This window comes from Cytobacillus spartinae (genome assembly GCF_042865285.1).
Taxonomy (GTDB): domain Bacteria; phylum Bacillota; class Bacilli; order Bacillales; family Cytobacillaceae; genus Robertmurraya_A; species Robertmurraya_A spartinae.
This window is the reverse complement of the sequence record NZ_JBIACK010000002.1, coordinates 159,601-181,319: the sequence shown is the minus strand read 5'-3', so window position 1 is coordinate 181,319 and position 21,719 is coordinate 159,601. Positions and strand designations below refer to the sequence as shown.

At 35.5% G+C, this 21,719-nt stretch carries 22 protein-coding genes; 8 read left to right on the top strand and 14 right to left on the bottom strand.

The window, feature by feature from the left end; genetic code table 11:
• Positions 1–28 precede the first annotated feature (28 nt).
• A complete protein-coding gene (locus tag ACFYKX_RS06860; protein WP_389359393.1) occupies positions 29–1,381 on the top strand; it encodes an MATE family efflux transporter in 1,353 nt (450 codons plus the stop codon).
• Positions 1,382–1,501: 120 nt separating this feature from the next.
• Here ACFYKX_RS06860 and ACFYKX_RS06855 read toward each other — a convergent pair whose 3' ends face one another.
• Both ACFYKX_RS06855 and asnB read right to left on the bottom strand, forming a co-directional pair.
• Complete coding sequence (locus ACFYKX_RS06855) at positions 1,502–2,332, bottom strand: phytoene/squalene synthase family protein (RefSeq protein ID WP_389359391.1); 831 nt, start codon at positions 2,330–2,332, stop codon at positions 1,502–1,504.
• A 224-nt stretch (positions 2,333–2,556) separates the two neighbouring features.
• On the bottom strand, positions 2,557–4,404 hold the full coding sequence (asnB, locus tag ACFYKX_RS06850) for an asparagine synthase (glutamine-hydrolyzing) (RefSeq protein ID WP_389359389.1): 1,848 nt from the start codon (positions 4,402–4,404) through the stop codon (positions 2,557–2,559).
• A gap of 308 nt (positions 4,405–4,712) precedes the next feature.
• On the opposite strand from asnB, the gene ACFYKX_RS06845 reads away from it, so the two are divergent.
• The gene (locus ACFYKX_RS06845) at positions 4,713–5,276 is read left to right on the top strand and encodes a DUF2777 domain-containing protein (protein ID WP_389359387.1); all 564 of its coding nucleotides are present in this window, start codon (positions 4,713–4,715) and stop codon (positions 5,274–5,276) included.
• Between the two features lie 53 nt (positions 5,277–5,329).
• On the opposite strand, the gene ACFYKX_RS06840 is transcribed toward ACFYKX_RS06845, so the two are convergent.
• From ACFYKX_RS06840 to ACFYKX_RS06790, 11 genes are all read right to left on the bottom strand, one after another.
• The gene (locus ACFYKX_RS06840; RefSeq protein ID WP_389359385.1) at positions 5,330–6,424 is read right to left on the bottom strand and encodes an ABC transporter permease; all 1,095 of its coding nucleotides are present in this window, start codon (positions 6,422–6,424) and stop codon (positions 5,330–5,332) included.
• On the bottom strand, positions 6,421–7,662 hold the full coding sequence (locus tag ACFYKX_RS06835) for an ABC transporter permease (RefSeq protein WP_389359383.1): 1,242 nt from the start codon (positions 7,660–7,662) through the stop codon (positions 6,421–6,423). Before ACFYKX_RS06835 ends, ACFYKX_RS06840 begins: the two co-directional genes overlap by 4 nt.
• Positions 7,663–7,674: 12 nt before the next feature.
• Positions 7,675–8,607: an ABC transporter ATP-binding protein gene (locus ACFYKX_RS06830; RefSeq protein WP_389359381.1), complete on the bottom strand. Its 933-nt coding sequence runs from the start codon at positions 8,605–8,607 to the stop codon at positions 7,675–7,677.
• A 138-nt stretch (positions 8,608–8,745) separates the two neighbouring features.
• Positions 8,746–9,378 (bottom strand): response regulator, encoded by a 633-nt coding sequence (locus ACFYKX_RS06825; protein WP_389359379.1) that lies wholly within the window; start codon positions 9,376–9,378, stop codon positions 8,746–8,748.
• On the bottom strand, positions 9,371–10,492 hold the full coding sequence (locus ACFYKX_RS06820) for a sensor histidine kinase (protein WP_389359377.1): 1,122 nt from the start codon (positions 10,490–10,492) through the stop codon (positions 9,371–9,373). The genes ACFYKX_RS06825 and ACFYKX_RS06820 overlap by 8 nt, the downstream gene beginning before the upstream one ends.
• Positions 10,493–10,805: 313 nt before the next feature.
• On the bottom strand, positions 10,806–10,958 hold the full coding sequence (locus ACFYKX_RS06815; protein WP_389359375.1) for a hypothetical protein: 153 nt from the start codon (positions 10,956–10,958) through the stop codon (positions 10,806–10,808).
• Between the two features lie 105 nt (positions 10,959–11,063).
• The gene (locus tag ACFYKX_RS06810; protein WP_389359373.1) at positions 11,064–13,970 is read right to left on the bottom strand and encodes a bifunctional diguanylate cyclase/phosphodiesterase; all 2,907 of its coding nucleotides are present in this window, start codon (positions 13,968–13,970) and stop codon (positions 11,064–11,066) included.
• Between the two features lie 146 nt (positions 13,971–14,116).
• Complete coding sequence (locus ACFYKX_RS06805; protein WP_389359371.1) at positions 14,117–14,485, bottom strand: YisL family protein; 369 nt, start codon at positions 14,483–14,485, stop codon at positions 14,117–14,119.
• Positions 14,486–14,669: 184 nt separating this feature from the next.
• Positions 14,670–15,566, bottom strand: coding sequence for a fumarylacetoacetate hydrolase family protein (locus ACFYKX_RS06800; protein WP_389359369.1), 897 nt, complete (start codon positions 15,564–15,566; stop codon positions 14,670–14,672).
• Between the two features lie 167 nt (positions 15,567–15,733).
• Positions 15,734–16,915, bottom strand: coding sequence for a DUF418 domain-containing protein (locus ACFYKX_RS06795; protein WP_389359367.1), 1,182 nt, complete (start codon positions 16,913–16,915; stop codon positions 15,734–15,736).
• A 481-nt stretch (positions 16,916–17,396) separates the two neighbouring features.
• A complete protein-coding gene (locus ACFYKX_RS06790; protein ID WP_389359365.1) occupies positions 17,397–18,989 on the bottom strand; it encodes a long-chain-fatty-acid--CoA ligase in 1,593 nt (530 codons plus the stop codon).
• 214 nt (positions 18,990–19,203) lie between these two features.
• Between ACFYKX_RS06790 and ACFYKX_RS06785 the strand changes: the two genes are divergently transcribed.
• The 6 genes from ACFYKX_RS06785 to ACFYKX_RS06760 all read left to right on the top strand — a co-directional run bounded on the left by ACFYKX_RS06785 (position 19,204) and on the right by ACFYKX_RS06760 (position 21,301).
• The gene (locus ACFYKX_RS06785) at positions 19,204–19,425 is read left to right on the top strand and encodes a spore germination protein (protein ID WP_389359363.1); all 222 of its coding nucleotides are present in this window, start codon (positions 19,204–19,206) and stop codon (positions 19,423–19,425) included.
• A 17-nt stretch (positions 19,426–19,442) separates the two neighbouring features.
• Positions 19,443–19,664 carry a spore germination protein GerPB gene (locus tag ACFYKX_RS06780; RefSeq protein ID WP_389359361.1) on the top strand — a complete coding sequence of 74 codons (222 nt, stop codon included), beginning with the start codon at positions 19,443–19,445 and terminating at the stop codon, positions 19,662–19,664.
• Positions 19,665–19,853: 189 nt separating this feature from the next.
• A complete protein-coding gene (gene gerPC, locus ACFYKX_RS06775) occupies positions 19,854–20,471 on the top strand; it encodes a spore germination protein GerPC (protein ID WP_389359359.1) in 618 nt (205 codons plus the stop codon).
• The gene (locus ACFYKX_RS06770) at positions 20,468–20,650 is read left to right on the top strand and encodes a spore gernimation protein GerPD (protein ID WP_389359357.1); all 183 of its coding nucleotides are present in this window, start codon (positions 20,468–20,470) and stop codon (positions 20,648–20,650) included. The genes gerPC and ACFYKX_RS06770 overlap by 4 nt, the downstream gene beginning before the upstream one ends.
• A 2-nt stretch (positions 20,651–20,652) precedes the next feature.
• Entirely contained in the window at positions 20,653–21,057 is a 405-nt protein-coding gene (locus ACFYKX_RS06765) for a spore germination protein GerPE (RefSeq protein WP_389359355.1), read from the top strand.
• Between the two features lie 25 nt (positions 21,058–21,082).
• Positions 21,083–21,301 carry a spore germination protein gene (locus tag ACFYKX_RS06760; RefSeq protein WP_389359353.1) on the top strand — a complete coding sequence of 73 codons (219 nt, stop codon included), beginning with the start codon at positions 21,083–21,085 and terminating at the stop codon, positions 21,299–21,301.
• 58 nt (positions 21,302–21,359) lie between these two features.
• On the opposite strand, the gene ACFYKX_RS06755 is transcribed toward ACFYKX_RS06760, so the two are convergent.
• Positions 21,360–21,668: an HNH endonuclease gene (locus ACFYKX_RS06755; protein ID WP_389359351.1), complete on the bottom strand. Its 309-nt coding sequence runs from the start codon at positions 21,666–21,668 to the stop codon at positions 21,360–21,362.
• Positions 21,669–21,719: the final 51 nt, after the last annotated feature.

Genomic DNA, 21,719 nt, shown 5'->3' with positions numbered 1-21,719 from the left:
TGTGTTTGTTCTAGAGAGGACCCGAAAAATGACAACAACCAATAAAAGAAAGTTAACCTTATTTGCCCTTACGTGGCCTATCTTTATCGAAGTGTTGCTTCATATGTTAATGGGGAGTGCAGACACCCTCATGTTATCACAGTACTCAGATGATTCCGTTGCAGCTGTTGGAGTGGCCAATCAAATTCTCGCTCTTATTATTGTAATGTTTGGTTTTGTTGCAACAGGAACATCTATATTAATTGCACAGAATTTAGGAGCCAATCAACAAAAAACAGCAAGAGAAATTTCTGCTGTTTCAATTGGTGCAAATCTATTATTTGGGCTTCTCCTCAGTGTCCTAATTTTCATCTTCGGTAAGCCCATTCTTCTACTCATGAATATCCCTACTGAGCTAATGGATGAGGCGAAATCTTATCTCTTAATTGTAGGTGGTTTTTCTTTTATTCAATCGCTTATTATGACAATTGGAGCAATTGTTCGAAGCTACGGGTTTACTAGAGATATCATGTATATCACAATTGGGATGAATATACTGAATGTGGTTGGAAACTATTTATTTATCTTTGGTCCGTTTGGCTTTCCTGTATTAGGCGTTGAAGGAGTAGCTATTTCTACAACAGTAAGTCGGATTTTAGGGCTAGTTGTATCTGTTATTGTTTTATTAAAAAGAATTGATGGTAAATTGCCCATTAAGATGCTGTACTCATTCCCAAAAGTTCATATAAAAAAACTATTAAACATTGGGATTCCTTCAGCGGGCGAACAACTTTCTTGGAATGCTTCACAAATGGTTATTACTTTTTTTATCGCCATGCTCGGAACAGAAGCGCTTACTTCAAAGGTTTACGTCCAAAATCTTATGATGTTTATTCTCTTATTTGGGGTAGCCATTAGCCAGGGAACGCAGATTATGATTGGGTATATGGTTGGCTCGGGTCAGCTTAATGAAGCATATAAAAGATGTCTAAACAGCCTATATTTAGCCATTGGAATATCATTTTTAATGGCTCTTCTATTCTCGTTCTTTTCCGAGAATTTACTAGGTATTTTCACGGATAATAAAGAAATTATTAGTATCGGAACTACTCTCATTCTACTAACGATTATATTAGAACCAGGACGTTCGTTTAATTTAGTCATAATTAGTTCACTGAGAGCAGCAGGTGATGTAAAATTCCCTGTCTACATGGGGATTATCTCCATGTGGGGAGTAAGTGTAACGTTAGCTTATATACTAGGAATCTATTTTGAACTTGGTCTAGTTGGGATCTGGATTGCGTTTATTGCGGATGAATGGTTGAGAGGATTACTTATGCTTTGGAGATGGAGATCTAAAGTTTGGCATAAGAAGTCCTTTGTTGAAGCTAAGGCTGTATAACTACAATATAAATCTAAAGCCGCCTTTTTGGGCGGCTTTTTAACTAAGTAAGAAGTATAAGTTTTTCTAGTTAGATGGTTTCTAGCTCCAACACTTAGCAAGGTGCTTGCGCTTTCCTTATCATAAAATACTCTTCACTCTATCTTTCACTTCATTGGTCACATAATTTTGTTTCTTAAATACTTGATATCCATTGTTTCGAATTTCATCTAAAATGGCTCTGTTTAAGTATACGGTTCCTTTAACGAGGTTTCGAGAATATGTTGGGAACTCATGTATGGAACGAAGTCCTTCTTCATAATAGGATTCTGCAATCAAGGCAATTTCTTCCCATAAGTTTATAAATGATGAATTGATTTCGCCTTCTACAAATTCTTTAAACGAATATTGATGTTTTATAAATAATTCTTTTGGCAAATAGATCTTTCCTTTCATAAAATCTTCACCAATATCTCTTAATATATTGGACAATTGAATGGCTAGACTGAGTTTAAGAGCTTCTTCTTTCAGTACATACTTCTTTTCGGGAGCTAAGATGGGTAATAACATCAATCCCATGGAACCTACAGTATCATAACAATAGTCTAATAGCTCATTAACTGATAGAATTCGATTTTTGATTAGGTCCTGCTTTTGACCGGATATGAGATTTCTAAACGGCTGAATCTCTAAATCATATTTCTCAAACACATCCTCAAGGGCTATCCACATAGGGTCTTGAGGTAGTGTTCCATTGTGAAACTGTTCTAACTCATGTTCAAATTTAAGTAATTCTTTCTTTGGGTTATTACTTTCAAGAACAATTAGGTTAAGCCTATTACAAAAGGCAAGAACCGCTGAAAGCGCCTTCCTAGAGTCTTCTGGAAAGTCCTTAAAAATTTTATATATAACAAGGCCGTTTATCCCAATCATTCGTTCACAATAATCGTAAGAGAATTTTAATTGATTCATGTTTTAACACATCCTTTTTTATTTCTTGTTGAAGATTCATGACTCTGAAGACAACTAAACTTTCTATTCCACTATAGAATGTTGTCTTAAACGTTTTTTTTAAAAAAGTTTACTTTATGCTTTTATATTTTAAATGCTTATTATCCTCACTTTTGAGTACACTTAACATCAGAGGCACAAAAAAAAGCCTATACTGAACGTATAGACTAAGAAAAAGTAAGAACTTATTCTACAATATTGATGTTGTAATCATTAAACCATATGTGAATTTGCGCTAAGTGAGCTAGTAGCTGTGGACCTGTCATTAATTGACCGAACCATGGCTCTTTAAAGGCCTCTCCCTTTGACTCTACAATTTGGTTTAATTTGTCCTTGTCAAAGAATTCATATAAAACAGAGCCTTTGTCACTTAACAATTCTCCTAATAAACTTTGAACTTCTTTTGTATAGGCAGGGTTATGGGTTTTAGGATAAGGGCTCTTTTTACGGTAAAGAACTTCATTTGGCAATATTCCTTCTAACGCTTTTCTTAAGATTCCCTTTTCCTTGTTTCCGTACATTTTCATCTCCCATGGAATATTCCATACATACTCAACTAATCGATGATCTGCAAATGGAACCCTGACTTCAAGGCTAGCACCCATACTCATCCGGTCTTTTCGGTCAAGTAAAGTCGTCATAAACCAGTGCATATTTAAATAAAACAGTTCTCTTCTTTTTGCTTCCTCTACACTTTCCCCTTCTAGCTTAGGAGTTTCAGAGATGGTTTCATTATACTTCTGCAGCATATATTCTTCTAACTTTAATTTGTTACGCCAATTTTCTTTTAATAAGCTTTGCCTTTCATGAATAGACCTCATCCAAGGGAATCCCTTACGATTTAAGTCATCCGTTCTATGAAACCAAGGATATCCACCAAAAATCTCATCTGCACACTCGCCTGAAAGACTTACTACAAAGTCCTTCTTTATTTCTCTACAGAACCATAGTAACGATGAATCTACATCTGCCATTCCCGGTAGATCTCGAACATGAACGGCTTCAATAAGATGTTCAGCAAGCTGTTCCTGAGTAATAATCGAGCTGTGGTGGACAGTATTAAACGTTTCCGTCATCTTTTTAATAAAAGCCCCATCCGAATTTGGCTGGAATTCATTTTTTTCGAAAAATTTATCATTTCCCTCATAATCAATGGAATACGTATGAAGCTGCCCTTTCCCCTCTTGCTCATATTGTTTAGCGGCAATGGCAGTAATTGCACTAGAATCTACACCTCCGGACAGGAATGTGCAAAGAGGAACGTCTGATACCAATTGTCTTTTAACTGCATCGGTAAAAAGATATCGTACGTTTGCAACGGTCTCATCTAAGGAGTCTTCATGTCTCTTACTTTCTACGTCCCAATACCTCCACACCTTCAAACCATTTGTAGAAAGTCTTAGAGCATGAGCAGGACGAAGCTCTTTGATTCCTTTAAATACACCTGTACCAGGAGATCTCGATGGACCTAATCCGAATACTTCCGCTAACCCTTCCCGATCAATTTCAGCTTTCATATCTGGGTGGGCAAGAATTGCTTTTAATTCCGAGCCAAATAATATTCCCTTACCTACTTCAGCATAAAATAGTGGTTTTACACCTAGACGATCTCTTCCTATAAATAACTGATTTTTATTCTGATCCCATACAGCAAAAGCAAAAATCCCATTTAAATAATCAACACATTTTTCTCCCCACTCTATATAGGCAGTTAACAGTACTTCTGTATCAGAATGACCCTTAAAAGAATACCCTTTTATTAGAAGTTCTTTTCGGATATCTTCTGTATTATAAAGTTCGCCATTATAACAGATCATGTACTGTTGGTCATTTTTCGTTTTTGCCATTGGTTGTTTTCCGCCTTCTGGGTCAACGACAATAAGCCTTTTGTGACCGAACCCAACGTGCGTATCAGTCCATATATTCGTATCATCTGGACCACGCTTTGTTAAAGTTTCAACCATTTTCACAATTGTATCTTCTTCTGCTTTTATATTTCTTTGAAAATCAACCCAGCCTGTTATTCCACACATTGTCATCATCCTTTCTAAGCGGGAAGTGTGTAAAATTTTTGCGTAGTCTGCGAAAAATTTAATGTTCTTTCTAGAGAATACCGTATGTTAATTACACAGTGATTGAACGAATAGTCAGCACATGAGGTTAGGCACGATACCGTTTAAGCTTATTTAACGCGTTTACGTGAAGAGCCTAACATGAAATATATATACATCCTATGCTGGGCTAATAAAATGGTTAATTGTCCTAATTTTAGGCACAAGAGTTTAAAAAGAATCGTTTATGTCTACAAAGGATGTTGAGGAATGAATTACGGAGGTTAACGATGAATAGACAGCAACGATTGAAACTATTTGAATTTCAAACCCGAGCATTTACGGAGGGCTCCGTTGAATGCATTAATAACCAATGGGTTTTCTTCGATGACGAAACGGAAGAAGCATCATTATTAGACGAATTCCTCCATCAAGAAATAGAAGTTTTTCACTATAATCGTTGGAAAAAAGGAATCTTATTTGAAGATGGTAAAATTGGCTTTGCAGATGAAGTGATTTTCCTTAAGAATCAAGATTCAGTAAGAATTCGGAAACACTTGATCTACTCATTAGAAAGAATGTTAGAGGAAATCTCAGATGATGCTTTTTACCAATTCATTACACACCTCAACTCATTAAAATTCTCTATTTACGATTGTATATATTGCTACAATCACTTGAATTTATTAAGAGAAAGTGAGCGCAAACAAGGTGTTAATTTCATGATATTTGATAATCAAGAAGATATATGCAGCGTTCAACATCACTTTTGTTACTATGAGAATGTAAGTGACCGATTTGAATTTACTTTAAATGATGGAAAAAGAACAATTATTGAAAAGCTTTCGTCATAAATATGAAACCCAACTACAAAAAGCGCCATGATGGCGCTTTTTATGTTATGAACTTATATATGCCTTCTCTCCATTAATCGTATTCCAATTCCCATCATGACCACTCCCATCAGAAGTAGAATGGAAACAGGATATAACAAATCGGTAATGGATAAGCCAGAAACAGTTACACCCTTTAATAGTTCCATACCATAGGTTATGGGTACAAACTTTGATATGATCAACAATGGTTCAGAGGTTACGATCTCAATTGGCCAGTAAGCTCCTCCTATCATCGCGAAGCTCACACTAATTAATGGGATTAAGGCATTAAATTGGCCCATGGTTTTAACCAAGCTTGTTAGCAAAATAGATAAAGCGACTATCGAGAAGACAAACGGAATAATAAGAATTAGGGTTTTAATAAATCCTCCATAAAAATTTACCCCTGTACCAAATCTAAAGACGATGAATATAAGTGCAATCTGAAAATATCCAGTAAAGAAACTATACAAAAGATTCCCTAAGTACATTTTGGTCTTCGTTGTCGGAGACAATATAAGACGATCCCATATCCCCATTTGTTTCTCCCTTAAAATTTCAACAACATTATACCCAATGGTAAAAATCGAAAAGAATAATGCAAATCCAAACAATGCCTGAAGACTTTGGTCATATACCCAATCCGTTTCATTTTTATATGAATTCAAAGAGAGAGTAAAGGCAGGATTTTCTTTTAGACTTAGAAGGACTTTCTCTGTCTCTTCTTTATTTGTTACTACCTTCATAACCTCTTCTTGCAGCATTTTTCTATAAAACTGATAAACATATTGATTAATCAATCGAAAGTTTTGTGTTTCACCCGCTTGATAAAGCGTATAAGACCCTTCTTCGAGCAAAACCCCAGCCTCTGCTTTTCCTTCAGCAACTTTATTCTTAACTTCATCCTCATTATAAAGAACGAACTCATAGGTGTCTGACTCATTTAGTTTAAGGACGATATCATTTAATGTTTCAGTAGGTAGTGAGCTGTGCACTGGGACTTCAATTTTTGACGAAGTAGATAACCCTGTTAAATAGGCAAATGCAATACATATAATAGTAGTGATAAGTAGAGGCAACGGCTTTCGAATTAATAATCGCATTTTCCCCCATAGAACTCCTGTCATATCATCTCACCTCTTTTTGGTTGGATCTTAGTAGCGACTATTAGTAGCAAAACCGAAACGACAACCAGTACCATGATTTGCCCAGTGACATCTGACAAGGAGTAACCCTGCATAATTTTGAAATAGGCAGAAATACCAGCACCAGCGGGTGAATAGGTAGAAAGAACTTCAAAGAAACTCCCAAGTCTACTAATTGGAAAATAGCTTCCTCCCATAAAAGCTAAAATTGGTATAAGAAAATTAGAGAATTGGCTAGACACAGAATCAGAATTGATTCGGTAACTTAGGGCTGATAAAAGTACAGCAAAACTTCCAATCATCATAGAAAGTAGAAGGGTTATAACAATAAAATCTATTACACTCGGCCATCTAACATCATGAATGAGAGCTGACAGTCCAAATAGAATGCTCATCTGAATAAAGGCAACTAATACCGTTGATGTAAAAATACCAGTAAAAAATACAGACCCTGGTACATTTGCGATAAGAAGCCGTCCGAAGGTATAATTATGTTTCTGCTCATAGGCAAAGGTAGAGGCAGTTGACGCTACATAAAAGATAAACATGACGCTCATTCCAATTGCATAGTATGTTACAGAATCGATGGTCTTTCGCTCAGACACTGTCTTAACTTCCCCAAGATTACTAGAGGCCTTGTTCTCAATCTCCTCTATGTTCATTCCTAAGGCGCCTAGAGTAGTCCACCACGACAATTCCTCTTGAAAGCTAGTGATTATTTCCTTGAGTATTTCTCCTTCAAAAGAGGTAGACTCGTTTAGATAAAGATTTATTTGTGGTGTAGACCCTTCTTGCAATAGTAAACTACTGTAGTATTTTGTATTAAAGTCTGCAGGAATCTCAATTACTCCTGTGTATTTGAGTTCTTCCTCATGTGTCAAGTCATGATGGTATATGTCTACATCTACACTTTCTTTGAGTTCCTCGCTCCCTAGTACATCTTCAATTAGGATTTTAATAGGATTTCGATTTTCGATTATAGACTTAATATCGCTACTTAATCCTAGATTCTCAACTTCTTTAAGTTCACCCTCTAGTACTTCATCATCACCAACGATTGCCACCTTAATATTAAGCTCCGGAACATCACCATTATTAATGGCACCCAATGCAGTTCCTAAGATGGAAATTAAGACAAAGGGCATTAGTAGCAATATAATTAACTCTCGGGGTCGTCTCCAAAACATAAGCAAGTCTTTTTTTATTATTTGAAATAACATATAATCCCTCCGCTAGTTTCTTAATTGTCTCCCCGTTAGATGCAAAAACACATCTTCAATAGACGGAGTTTCAATATTTGTTGCGGTTATTTGGGTATTTGTATCTTCCGCAATTTTAAAAATATCCTTTAAAATGTAGACTTGTTTAGGAACGATTACGGTGATAGCAGGATCATGCACAGAAACTCTTTTTACATTAGGAACTGCCTCTAATGCCTCAATAAATTCACCTTTTAACATATCGACTTTAATGGAAATGGATTGCTCTGAGGACAAAATGCTTTTTATTTCATCCTTTGTTCCTGAAGCGATTATTTCACCATGATCCATAATGTAGATGCGATTACAGAGATACTCTACTTCTTCCATATAGTGGCTAGTGTATAAGACTGTCATATTTTTTTCCGTATTCAATCTTTTAACCGTTTCAAGAATATAATTTCTTGATTGTGGATCAATTCCTACTGTCGGTTCATCCATAATAATTAGCTCTGGTTCATGTAGGAGTGCCACTCCTATATTCAACCTTCTCTTCATCCCACCTGAAAAGGTTTTAACAAGGTCCTTTTGCCTGTCTTCTAAACCAATCAGTTCTAACACTTCATCTACCTTTTTCTTCAAATCCTTTTTTTGAATTCTATGGATTCTACCAAAAAACTCTAAGTTTTCTCTTGCAGTTAATTCCAGATATAAGGCAATCTCTTGTGGAACAATCCCGAGAATATTCCGAATCGTCTCAGGTGACTTTAAGATACTTTTATTTTGTACTCGAACGTCACCACTAGTTGGTTTAATAAGTGAGGAAATGATAGAAATGGCTGTGGATTTCCCTGCACCATTGGGACCTAACAAACCAACTGTCTCTCCTCTTTCTAAATAAAGGTTTATTCCGTCAACAGCTTTCTTATTTTTAAAGGTTTTTGTTAATTCAACAACTTCCAACATAATGACCCCTCCTATTAATCTCACTATATCCGTTTACTGATTGAGCTGGAACTATCTAGAGTCATTTCTAAATATGACCTCGGTCATTTTAGAAATTTTGCAAAAAGAAGAGGTTATGCCAAGTGACATAACCTCCGCTTAGAGAATATCATTTTTAACTGCATAGATGGCTAGTTGTGTGCGGTCCCTTAAGTCTAGCTTATGTAAAATTTGTGTAATATGGTTTTTAACCGTCCCAACGGAAAGAAATAATTCATTAGCTATCTCTTTATTGGTTTTCCCAGCTCCAATTAACTTTGTTATAGCTATCTCTCTAGGGGTAAGGTCAACAGTGATTTTTTCATTTTGTGTTTTCTCTAATAGCCTCGGCATTACTTTCGCAGCAACTTGTTCATGAATAGCCATTCCCCCATCCAAGCAACTCCGAATTGAACTAATCAGTTTTCGGCCATCCGACGTCTTTAACAAAAAGCCATTAACGCCTTCTCGTAAAGATTGTAAAGCATATTCCTCATCATTAAAGGTTGTGAGAATAAGGATTTTTGTTTGGGGCCATCTTTCTTTTATCTTATGTGATGTTTCAATTCCATTCATAACAGGCATTCGGATATCCATTAGAACGATGTCCACTGCATTCGTCTCCAAGAATTGAACAGCGAGTAAACCATTTTCCGCTTCCCCGACAATTTTAAATTCTGGATCTTGTTCTATAATCATTTTTAATCCTTGCCTTATAATACTTTGGTCCTCAACCAACAGAATTCTAATCACTCTTTTTCCCCTCCTCAAGTGGGATATATCCCTCAATAACAAAAGAGTCATCACTTTGATAGATTTCTAGTCTTCCGCCAACCTCCTTAACTCTGAGTCTCATATTCTTTAAACCAAAACCTTCATGAATTTGTTGTGAGGAATGGTGATAAGCGTTCTTTACTGTAAAAAGCAATTCTCCTATTGCTGAAATTCCTAGCGTAACAATGACCTCCCGGGAATGTCCATATTTCATAGCATTCGTTAGCGACTCTTGAAGTACTCGATATAAAACAACACTATTTTGATTAGATAAGTTTGCTCCTAGTACTCCTTGTTTCGTAGTGAAGTTCACCCTCATATGACTTTCAGATTCTAACTTTCGTATAAGCTGGATAACAGACGCAATCCCTTCAATATCTTCAGACTTTAAAGCTCTGACGGCTCTTCGTGTTTCTTCTAAGCATTCATCAACTGTTTCTTTCATATTTTGAAACGTTTCATTCTTCTTTTCTATAAGAAGCATTTCTAAATGAATACTTAAAGCGGTCAACTTATGCCCAACAGAATCATGCATTTCTCGTGCAATTCTAGTTCTTTCTTCCGTTCTTACTACTTTCTCGTTCTTCAATGATTGCCGCTTAACGTTTCTATACTCCTCTAATACTTGCTCATATAAGTCCGATTTTTCTTTAACTAGGAAGAAGTAAGAATTTAAAAATAGTAAGCTAATGGTCAAAATCAAAATGTAAAAGATTGAAATACTAATAATATTCAATTGGTCACTGCCTACGATAAAGTATGTTATAAAAGAGAATCCAACAAAGACAGCAGCCAAAAATCTATAAAGCTTAGGTTCAATAAAATAAGCTGATTCATATATCGAAAACAGAACTATTAATAGTAAATAATAAAATAGGGAAGAATCAATCATGGTCACGTATAAAAAAGGTGTTGTAATTAATATGAGATTACCTAACAACTTACTTTTCATAATAGGCATTAAAAAATAGATGGCTATATAAAAAGAGCAATAGAATAAAATGGAAGTGCCTGGGTCCCCTTTAGGGCCAGAAATAATAAAGAGCCAAATAATGAAAACCAAGAAAAGTCTTACATAAAAAGGAAGCATCATTTCCCACCTAAATATAGCAAATTTTTAAAATAAATTAGATCAATTATTGAAATGTACATCAAGTCTAGTCCTTTAGTGTGTAAAACCATTTGAAATAAACTTACTAAAGTGGGTAAAATTGGTCAATGTTTTTATTGAAATAGGGCTTATTTCATAAACTCTTTGTTGCTTTTAAAGACATCTTATCTTTGAGACAAGAAGGATCCAAGAAGAAAAGTTAAGTTTACTCACTAAACGGAAAAACTACAATTTATCGAAGTCAACCTAAATAAAAAAGTCTGTCTCAAACGACAGACTTTTTTACCATTTTCTATTAATGTTCATCGTCGTCTCTATTTTTCAAAGCTTCCATTACGTCTTTCTGTGTTAGGATGGGACGTTCCCTATGCTTTGAAATGGCATGAACAGTTATTACAAATACAATCATAACAGCAATTAAAATGACTAGTACCCAAGCCCCTGTCATTCCAAAACCTCCATCAACTAGAAAACTAGATTCTCTGAACTACTTTAATTAAACATATGTTTTCATTTCCTATTCATACCAAAATTAAAGACTAATTTAGCTAGACTATATCGTTTGCAATAGGTTATTTTCAAAATCACTAATCATCAATGGTTTATGGATATAAAATCCTTGAGCATAGTGACAATTTAATTGCTTTAGGAGTTCTATTTGTTCTTTCGTCTCTACCCCTTCAGCCACAACCTTTACAGAAAGACCATGCCCCATAGTAATAATGGCTTTTACAATAGCAATGTCAGTCGTATCTACTTTTAAATTATTTATAAACGAACGATCTATCTTCAACGTATTGATTGGCAAATTCCTTAAGTAACTTAAAGAAGAATATCCCGTACCGAAATCATCGATGGACACCCTTACTCCTAATTTTTGCAAGGCCTTCATGACGGAAATGCTATAATCAATATTACGTAACATCGTGCTTTCGGTTAGCTCTAGTGTGAGATATTGGGGCTCCAAGCCTGAATCTCTCAATGCATTTGTCACTTCTTGAATAAAGCTAGGCTGTGAAAATTGATGTGCTGATACATTGACTGATATTGTTAAATCTCTTGAACCCATCATCTGCCACTTTTTATTTTGAATGCAAGCTGTTCTCAAGACCCAACTACCAATCTCTTCAATTAACCCTGTTTCTTCTGCTAGCGGGATAAATTCTCCTGGTGACACTAGTCCCAACTTAGGGTGATTCCAGCGTATAAGAGCTTCACTTCCATATGTTTTCCCAGTTGATAAATCAATTAATGGTTGATAGCATAAATGAAATTCATTTTTCTGAAGCGCTTTTCGTAAATAACTTTCAAGCTCGAGGCGTATTAACGCTTGCTCATTCATTTCAGTTGAGAAGAACGTGATTCGGTTACCACCAGAATTTTTAGATCGATTCATAGCGATATCAGCATTTCTAATCAACGTATCTTCGTCTAAACTATCATTCGGGAACATACTTACCCCAATACTAGCTGTTACAAAAAATTCTTGATTTGCATGAAAGATTGATTTAGCTACAGTTTGCAACAGTAGCTTTGCACATTTCATTACTTCTTCGATATCAATATTTTTAGTTAGTACCACATTAAATTTGTCACCACTAAATCTCCCAAGATAGGAACCGGTAGGTAGAATGCTTTTAATTCTAGTACTTAACTCTTTAAGAATAGCATCACCTGCTTCGTGCCCGAGACTGTCGTTAACAATTTTAAAACGGTCAATGTCCACGACCATGACAGATAGCATTCTTTTTTTCTTCTTAGCTCTTGAGACCATCTCACCTAGCTTTTCTACGAATTTCAGACGGTTTGGTAAACCTGTCTCTTGGTCATAGTAAGCAAGCTGAATAATTTTTTCTTCTATTTTCTTTTGCTCAGTAATATTCCTTCCGACCCCATATATCCCCACTCGTTCGCCGTTAACAATGATAGGAATATTTTTAATTTGAAAAAGGAACGTTTCTCCTGTTTTTGTAGGAATCTCAATATTGTAATACTGCTCTCTACCTTTTAATGCACGATAATAATGCATACGAACTCTAGCAATATCGTCACTGTTAATGTATTTTAATGCTGATTTGCCGAGAATCTCATTTTCAGAGTATCCAAACGTCTCAATAAAAGCACGATTCACGGACGTAAACTGTCCTTTTAAGTCTGTTGAATAGACAAAATCATCATTATTATCAAATAGAGAACGGTAGTATTGCTCTGAAACTGATAAGTGATCATTTAATGTTCGAATATCACTTTGTGAAGCCTGAATTAAATGAGTTAATGAGACCACTGTATTCATTTCCTCAGGAAATTCATAAGATATGTTAACTTCCCTAGGAGGAACTTTTTCGTTATTTTCCGTTAGACTTAAATAGACAACAGAGTGTCCAACCAATTTCGGAGATTGTCCTTTTTCATACGCAATTTCCCCGTAGCAGAAGAATCCACTTGTTGGAGCTATTTCATTAAGGAATTTTACTTCCTTACTGGCAAAATCATTCATAAAACGTTTTCTTGCCAAACAATTATAAAGAAAAATGGTTTCTACATTAGACCTGGATAGTCTTTTTATTTCGTGTAAAGAGTCACTGATCATTTCTTTTACATTCGCATAGCCAAAAGTAAGTTTCTCACCAACGCTTATAGAACGATTTACCTGTACAGCGCCATTACTCAATATTCTAGTAATGTATATAGAAACTAATTCACCATCGTCTTCCATTATGAAAGGGAATTCAATTCCTGATTGAGGAAGCTCTTTTACAAAATCTTCTCCTAAATAATGCTTTAAGATTTGAATGGGCTTTTTACCATCTATAGAATAAATAAAGTTATCCTTTGATTTTGTTACTTTAAAAGATTTCCCTATCTCTTGCCATTTGCAGTTTGTAAATGTTTCAACTTTCAAGAATTCGCTGTTTAGCGCAACAGCAACTACCCCTCTATTGGTAATTTGTTGGTTTGTAAATGCAAAGCCTTCTTTAAAGCGGTCATTGTCCCCTGCAACTCCACCAACAATAACAACCTCACTGTTCTGCTCATGTAAACCTCTTAGCAATAGCGGAACATTAATAGAAGGATCGGAAGGAAAAACAATGACAGCTTTTGTATCAAAAGAAATCAATCTTGCTGCCAAACTCTTCCCCATTGCATAACTATCTTGATATTGATCCATCTCAAACAGAGCAGAATAAAGTTGAGTACGTTCGAAGATAGTAAAAGAAATTACCACATCTTGTTCAAGCAATTGTCCATCTTGAATTCCACCCGCTGATGTACAACCAATCATGGTAGATTCGGGTAATAAGCTAGCTATGTCATTTTGAATCCTCACTAAAGTATCCTTTTCGCCCATTCCAGAAAACACTTGGATGAGTAAGTCTGGGTATTCATATAACTCATGAGATTCAATAAAACTATTAAGTTGGCTTTTATTTGTATATATACAAGAAATTGTTTTGGCCATGGCAACCACCATTATAAGTTATGTATGTAAATAATATCCTTATATTCTAAAATACCACAATTACCCCTATCATTTGAATTATAAAACAAAAAAAGCTGCTATTTAGGCAGCTTTTTTTACAAGATGTAGACAATTTGTTGTTTTTCTTAAAATATTTGGAAACCAAGTGGTAATTTCAATCCTAAATATAGAACAATAATCACGGCTACCACAAGTTGTATCCAAGCACCTTTTGTATTTTTATCCTTTTTCGTACGTACTAGAACCATTTCCATTGCTCCAAGTACCCAAAGACCTACTAACGATTTTAAAATATATTCTACAGGGCTAACCGTGAATAATGTATGAACAAGGGCACCACCTGTTGCTAATGTTAGTAAGTAAAACAGTCTCAAAATCATGTGTACAATTTTTGCTGCCTTTGCTCTTCCACTCTTAGTTAAAGCATATGCAACGATAAATAATACAAGTGTCAGAACCCATGCTGTAATGTGGGCGTGTGTCGTATACGTCATTATTTAAAAATCCTCCCTAACATAAATTCCATAACATCATACCACATATTAAAAGAAAAACATAAAAGTAAATTAAGATATTCACCTTTATAAAAGTGTTAATTCATGCATCCAAATAGATTCTTGTAATTCCGGGCTGGTACCCCATTTATGTTCCCCTTAACTGAGGTAATCGGATACAGAACTATTTAGAGATTTGATTTGAAAGTGTCCCAATACTTTCAATCTCTATCTCAATAAGATCTCCTGCATTTAGAAAACGAGGTGGTTTAAATCCTTTTCCAACACCAGCTGGAGTACCAGTAGCAATGATATCTCCTGGTTCTAGTGTCATCCCTTTTGAAAGAACCTCTATTACCTCTTCAATAGGAAAGATGAAATGCTCTGTATTGGATTGTTGACGAACCTCCTTGTTCACACGTGTTTCAATGTTTAATTGGTTAGGGTTTTTAATAGAAGATGTGTGCACAATCCACGGTCCCATCGGACATGTTGTATCTAAACTTTTTCCAATGAAAAACTGTTTATGCTTTGACTGTAAATCTCTAGCCGTAATGTCATTTATTATGGTGTAGCCAAATACAAAATCTAAGGCTTCCTCTCTCTTTATTCCTATCCCTCTTTTTCCTATAATAACAGCTAATTCGCCTTCATAATCCAATTGATTTGTTACTTCTGCGTGATTCAGAATTTGTTCGTTAGGTCCAATGACGGCTGTTGGAGCCTTTGTAAAGACCATTACATGCTCTGGAATGTCATCCGCGCTTCCCATCTCAATGGCATGCTCGGCATAGTTTTTCCCAACACAAAAGATATTCTTTGCAGGTCTTAGAATAGGTGCTAGAAGTTTCACATCATCGTTCGGTATGTAGAACTCTTCATTCTTCGATAAGTTTGTTAACTCTACTACTTTATTATAGAAAGCTTCTCCCATACTGATACAATCTATCATCGTATCAGGTAAGCTACTGGTCCCTTTAAGCGTTTTTTCCATTCTTTTTAGTGGAAGAACCTTAGTATCGTCTTGATGCATTACACCCACAAAAGTACCTATGTGATCTTGCGCAGTAACAAACTTCATATAGCCACTCCTCCTAATCATTCATTCTTTTAGAGCTATTATAATATACAATTTCATGATAACAAATCTATTAATACTCCCAAACTTTCTTATTGGTAGCTTTGTCAAACATCGTATAAAACAAAAAGAACCCCTACGAAAGGGGTTTCTAGCTGTGCAGAATATCGTTAACTTTTTTTCCACCTTTGGATTTTCCAATAGGTAAAGCTTCTCCATGCCCATTCAAATGGGCCGTACGCAAAATACTTAATCCAAAAATGGCTCAAAACGATCTGAAGCGTAAAAATTCCTAGTGCTAACAGTGTTCCAGTAAATGCTGATATTTGACCATAATATCCTAATCCATACGAATAGAAAATCAGTGTACATACTATTGATTGTAGCAAATAATTACTCATGCTTAATTTCCCAACTGGGGCTAGGACTGATAAAGACTTTTTAAATAGAGGATTCTCCGAGAGTAGTGCAATCCCCATTGCAAAAGCAATGGCTAATAAAGGTCCACCTATCGAATCTTGAATAAATTCGGAAGCAAAGTTTTTATCAATGACATATGGAGACAGTTTCATAAGCAATCCAAGACTGAAAGTTACAATAAACATAATCAAAAACCTTCTTTTATTTCGATCATACTGCTCAAGCCACTTTAATTTAGCAGCACCTGCTCCTATTAAAAATAGCGGAAAGATCGTCACCAACATAAAAAACATACCAGCAACGTTATTAACAGCATACCAGTCTTTCAAACGTCTTTCAGTAATTTCAAGGTAAGTTCCTTCTTGGTAAACTTCGACAGACTCTTGTGCCTCGTATATGTTATACATATCAATTTCGCCTGCAGGTACAAATAATACAGTCACAATGAAAAGTAGTGATAAAAGAATATTAGGAATGATATAAAGTAAACTGCCAGTAATAATCAATGCTTTTCCAGAAAATCTCAAAAAAAGCATTAATAAAAATCCAAGTAAGGCATAGTTTACGAGGATATCTCCATGCCAGATAAAAGTAGCATGTAATCCTCCTATAAGCAGTAGGAGCGATAACCTTCTTACACCTATACCCGTAAAACTTAATCCTCTATTTAAAGTATTTTCACGTAAGATCACAATTCCATAGCCGAACAACAGGGAAAACAGAGGGTAGAAGCTCCCTTGAGCAAAAACATCAATAAACTGGTACACCCCTTGATTTAATGGTCCTTCCCACCAATCGAGAGGATTATAATAAAGTATGGGTGAATGAAATGAGAGCATATTTACGAGAAAAATCCCTAATATGGAGAATCCTCTCATGATATCAATCGAAATTATTCTCTTATTATGTGAAGCCTTAATTTCTGGAATCAAATCTCTTTTCCCCTTTTACCAGGCTGTTTTCGCATAGATTATTGCTATGTATTTTGTATTCACACATGCCGTTTCATTACAAGTTAAAAAAGATATAAATAGCAACAAAATTCACGAAAGCCTTTACCAAAATAATGTAAATTCCATTATACATGAAAATGAGGATCAGCACACTAAAAGTTAGGGGACTAGATAAATTTTGGCATTCTTAGTTACCTTTTTTTGTTGATTTCATTAAATCTGTGCATTAATAGGGGTGATTAGTCACCATTTTTAAAGAAGTATAGCGCTTCTTGTTTTAACAGGGTCTCTTAGTTACTATCCTTCTACGTTTTTGGAGATTCTTGTCACTTAGACGGTCTCTTAGTTCCCTCATATCTAGTTTTCATAAAGTTTTGGGTACTAATCCAATATGATTCCAATCTCCCCCTTCATAGAAAAAGTCGCTCCCAAGAAGCGACCCACTAAACCTTACATCCTATTAATTTACAAATCTACCTGACTTCCCCTTCTCTTCCCAATACTCATTTCTTAGATGGACTTTTTGAATCTTCCCAGATGCGGTCTTAGGAAGTTCGTCGACGAAGGTTACTCCTGTTATTGCTTTAAAATGTGCTAGTTTTTCCCTCGAAAAAGCAATTAGCTCCTTCTCTGTTATGGTTCCACCGCTTCTTATTACTACATAGGCATGTGGAGTTTCGCCCCATTTTTCATGCGGGACAGCTATAACAGCAGCCTCTAGAACTGCTGGATGATCGTATAAAACTCCTTCAACCTCAATAGACGATATATTTTCACCACCGCTTATAATAATATCTTTTTTTCGATCGACAATATCAATATTTCCATATTCGTCTACAGTGGCCATATCACCGGTATGGAGCCAACCATTACGGATGGTTTCCATAGTAGCTTCTTCATTTTTCCAATACCCCTTCATAACTCCGTTGCTTCTAGTGACAACCTCACCAATTTCAATCCCATCATGTTCTACTTCTTCACCATTGTCGTTAACAACCTTCACTTCACAGCCAATCATTGAGTGACCAGCTTTCGCTTTCATTCTATACTGATCCTTCATCGGTATATCCTTCAAATGAGAACGAACTGTCGAAACAAGACTTAATGGCGAGGATTCCGTCATCCCATATACTTGGATAAATTCCCACCCTAATTCTTTTTCTACTCTAGTGACAAATGCTGGCGGAGGTGCTGATCCAGCAATAATCACCCTAACATCTTGATCCAGTTCAGGTACATTTTGCTCGTAATATTGTAAAAGGGAATTTAATACAGTAGGAGCCATATGCATGACACTTACTTTATGTTTCTCTAAATTTGCGAATATAGCTTCTGGCGTTGCTTTTCTTAAGCATACCTGTGTTGCGCCATTTGCTGTGTAGTAAAAAGGAGAGCCCCAGCCGTTCACATGGAACATTGGTAGTACATGTAATAAAACATCCTCGTCACTTACTCGCAAGTGATGCATCGTACTCAATGCATGGATGTAATTATTTCGATGAGTTAGCATAACTCCCTTTGGATTCCCTGTTGTCCCGCTCGTGTATAACAAACTACAAACATCATTCTCATCTAATGGCTCACGATTAAATGGTCGATCATCCTGGCTATCTAACCATTGATCATAACCTACTTCATCCGTTTCACTCTCTATATAATGAACAATAATTTTTTCAACCGTTTTAAGCTGATTCTTAATAGGTAGGATTAAATGGTAAAGTTCTTGATCAACAAACAAAACCTTTGTTTCACTGTGATTTAATATAAATAAGTAATCATCTGGCTTTAAACGAATGTTTAGTGGCACCATTACTGCTCCTAATTGGAATACTCCATAAAAACCCTCAAGCATCTCAACTGAATTAGGTGCAAGGAAGGCAACTCTATCCCCTTTTTGAACTCCTAACGACCTCAATCCATGAGACAATTTATTAACTCTATTATTTAATTCTTGATATGTAAAAACTCTATCATCACAGTGGATGGCTTTTTTTGCTCCATATAAAGACACAGCTCGGTCTAAAAATTGAGTAAGAACTAAAGGTACGTTCATCTTCTTTCCCCCTTTTAATTACTTTAATATTCTAAATATACTTAATATTATCACATTTATAGAACAGATGAATATCGAAATTTGTCTGTTGTATAACATTAAAGGTGAAGATTTTGTGAACAGTTACCCTTACGTTTAAATTTGGGCTTTTTAATCACATCTCTTTTTCCTACACATACGATATAAAAGAATCTTAAAGAAAAGGGTGTCATATATGCCAGCAATTGTCGGAGTCGCACAAGTAATATCAATAGGTAGTAGTTCTGTTTTTCATATTGGTGACACATATAAAATCATGCCTATTTCTACTGCAAAAACGTTTTCTGGAGCAGGTTCTTTTAATACAGGTGACGGTTTACAGGTTTATAACAGACAAAGTGCAACGAATACATTCGATCAAGACATGATTGACCAAGGCAATATCCTAAATGTTTAATTTTAAGGGTGGTTTAAATGAATTTTTATATTCAACAATCCATTAATATAAATATGTTAAGAGTGGATGGAATAACAAACTCATCAGTTTTACAAATTGGAAGTGCCGGAATGATAAAACCTTCTTCCTATTTATATAACTCAGGTGGTTTTACAGGTCCTGCTCCTGAAGCAGTTCAAAATATTGAAGACCTTGATACGATTGAAACTCCTTCCGTTCCTTTAACTCCTCCTGTTTAATTTATTGAGGCTGTTTTCGCATAGATTGTGGCTATCGGAGTATTGCCCCAACATGGATTTTATGCTGCTTTTTAAAATATAGAATACAGTATCATAATCCGTATAAAGGCAATTGAAGTATCAATATAGCAACAACGTCTACGAACAGAGCCTTCGTTAGGAAGTCGGAGAAAAGAGCGAGGTGATCCTATGAATCACGAATTTTATGATTATTTAAGAAAGCTACATCTATATGTGAATGAACAAGATAAAAGAATTCGAACTTTAGAAAATAAGTTACAGTCACTAACAAACGAAATGGTATCCATAAAGGAAAGAGCTCCTGTTAGAGTGGATAAAATTGAGTACAAATTCGATCAGTTGAAAGTTGAAACTCTAGAAGGGACGCTAAATATTGGGTTAAATCCTTCTGACCTCCAAGGTGTAGAGGACTTCTCTGTTCAAAACCAAGGAATGAAGGTGCCATATACTCCTCAAGAGCATATGCATAGAGTAATGGAACTTGAAGACAGCGTATACCAGTTTTTAGAAAGCGATTTACAACAAATCTATAATGATACGTTGACGAAGTTGAATAAGAACATTGATGAGTCTTACCTAACTTTTATAGGGGAAGATATTAGAAAGCAAATACCTAAGAGAATAGAGCATTACTTAAGGGAATACTCAAGGAATGATCGCTCGGGAGAAAGTAACGAGGAGATTAACGAAAAAATTCTAAATCAAATTAAATCAGAAATTCATAATGGAGTGCATGCTTTCATTAATAATATTCCTGATAATGTGAAAGGAATGAAACAGGAATGAACTTTCAAGTTTATAATCGAGACCTTAATGTCGGAAGTATTAGGGTGGTGGGTGTTTCCAGTTCTTCGATATTAATGATTGGAGATACAGAAACCATCCAATTGGCCTCTGCATTTGACACCCCACCGGAATCCCTAATAATTGGACCATTTGTACCACTAACTCCGGATGTGGGTTAAGCATGCTTCAAAGAACATCTTCTGTAAATCATTTGCATGTAACTACCCTTGCATTTTCTTCTATTGTTCAATTAGGTGATTCTTCCATCATAAATGGATATAGCCGTGCGTTGGCTGTACAGAGGGAGAAGGAACTTTTCTTTGGAAACGAGGGGAACTTGTCCAAATATCCAGTTTTTAATAGAGAAATTCCTTTACTCCCGATAGATGAGCCAATCTCTATAGCGACTACGAATAAAAACCCAATCATAAAAGTGAATAACATTAATGTAATAGGTGTTTCATCTTCGTCCATCATTCACGTTGGAAACAGCAAAAATGTTTATATGGAAACAAGAATTAAGCATATTAGACAGCTGCTTAATTCTAACGGAAGAGATAATCTTAATGAGGCTAATGTGATGTAAAAAAGTATAGAAAAGGATGTTTTACATGCCATCAATTGTTGGACCCGTACAGATTGTTAACGTCGGAGGAGGAACGATTCAATTTGGAGATACTCTCTTTATTTCTCCAAAAAGCAATACAAAATCAGTTACTGGTGCTGGGGCTGCAAATACAGGAGGATTTGTCATTACCAACAACGGGTTAAGTGCTAGTAATGTACTTGATACAAATTTAATTGATCAGCCTACTATTGGCAATAACTAGGAGTCTGGTAGATATAGCAAAAACGAATTGTAAGCTTTTTGAAAGAAGGTGAGTTGCTTCACCTTTTTTTTCTTCTTTCATTCGATTTTGTCACTCTTGTAAGCTTCGATGATGGCTGTTTTTGAACCCATTTAATGAACCTTCTAATCTTTTCATCATCGCGAAGCCGCTCAATCGTATTCATCCTTATTGCAAGTTCTTCATTCGTATATAATGCGTGAATTTGTTTATGACAAGGTAAGCATAAATTAGCAGTAGGAAGAAAGGTTCCTCCTAATTCCTTTGGAGTAAGATGATGTACAGTTATCTCAACACCTTCTCTCAAACATAATTCACAGGTCCCTGTTGTTCCTTTCTTTTTCTTCATTATAGTCTCCTTGAAAGAGTTTACTAAAGTAAGCATTTTCTAGGCTGTTGT

Coding starts and splice junctions, on each gene's coding strand:
- ACFYKX_RS06760 (WP_389359353.1), top strand. CDS start 21,083: ATGCCATCAATTGTTGGACCCGTACAGATTGTTAACGTCGGAGGAGGA.
- ACFYKX_RS06785 (WP_389359363.1), top strand. CDS start 19,204: ATGCCAGCAATTGTCGGAGTCGCACAAGTAATATCAATAGGTAGTAGT.
- ACFYKX_RS06845 (WP_389359387.1), top strand. CDS start 4,713: ATGAATAGACAGCAACGATTGAAACTATTTGAATTTCAAACCCGAGCA.
- gerPC (WP_389359359.1), top strand. CDS start 19,854: ATGAATCACGAATTTTATGATTATTTAAGAAAGCTACATCTATATGTG.
- ACFYKX_RS06790 (WP_389359365.1), bottom strand. CDS start 18,989: ATGAACGTACCTTTAGTTCTTACTCAATTTTTAGACCGAGCTGTGTCT.
- ACFYKX_RS06780 (WP_389359361.1), top strand. CDS start 19,443: ATGAATTTTTATATTCAACAATCCATTAATATAAATATGTTAAGAGTG.
- ACFYKX_RS06770 (WP_389359357.1), top strand. CDS start 20,468: ATGAACTTTCAAGTTTATAATCGAGACCTTAATGTCGGAAGTATTAGG.
- ACFYKX_RS06765 (WP_389359355.1), top strand. CDS start 20,653: ATGCTTCAAAGAACATCTTCTGTAAATCATTTGCATGTAACTACCCTT.
- ACFYKX_RS06820 (WP_389359377.1), bottom strand. CDS start 10,492: ATGATGCTTCCTTTTTATGTAAGACTTTTCTTGGTTTTCATTATTTGG.
- ACFYKX_RS06830 (WP_389359381.1), bottom strand. CDS start 8,607: ATGTTGGAAGTTGTTGAATTAACAAAAACCTTTAAAAATAAGAAAGCT.
- ACFYKX_RS06755 (WP_389359351.1), bottom strand. CDS start 21,668: ATGAAGAAAAAGAAAGGAACAACAGGGACCTGTGAATTATGTTTGAGA.
- asnB (WP_389359389.1), bottom strand. CDS start 4,404: ATGTGTGGAATAACAGGCTGGGTTGATTTTCAAAGAAATATAAAAGCA.
- ACFYKX_RS06840 (WP_389359385.1), bottom strand. CDS start 6,424: ATGACAGGAGTTCTATGGGGGAAAATGCGATTATTAATTCGAAAGCCG.
- ACFYKX_RS06800 (WP_389359369.1), bottom strand. CDS start 15,566: ATGAAGTTTGTTACTGCGCAAGATCACATAGGTACTTTTGTGGGTGTA.
- ACFYKX_RS06835 (WP_389359383.1), bottom strand. CDS start 7,662: ATGTTATTTCAAATAATAAAAAAAGACTTGCTTATGTTTTGGAGACGA.
- ACFYKX_RS06855 (WP_389359391.1), bottom strand. CDS start 2,332: ATGAATCAATTAAAATTCTCTTACGATTATTGTGAACGAATGATTGGG.
- ACFYKX_RS06815 (WP_389359375.1), bottom strand. CDS start 10,958: ATGACAGGGGCTTGGGTACTAGTCATTTTAATTGCTGTTATGATTGTA.
- ACFYKX_RS06805 (WP_389359371.1), bottom strand. CDS start 14,485: ATGACGTATACGACACACGCCCACATTACAGCATGGGTTCTGACACTT.
- ACFYKX_RS06810 (WP_389359373.1), bottom strand. CDS start 13,970: ATGGCCAAAACAATTTCTTGTATATATACAAATAAAAGCCAACTTAAT.
- ACFYKX_RS06860 (WP_389359393.1), top strand. CDS start 29: ATGACAACAACCAATAAAAGAAAGTTAACCTTATTTGCCCTTACGTGG.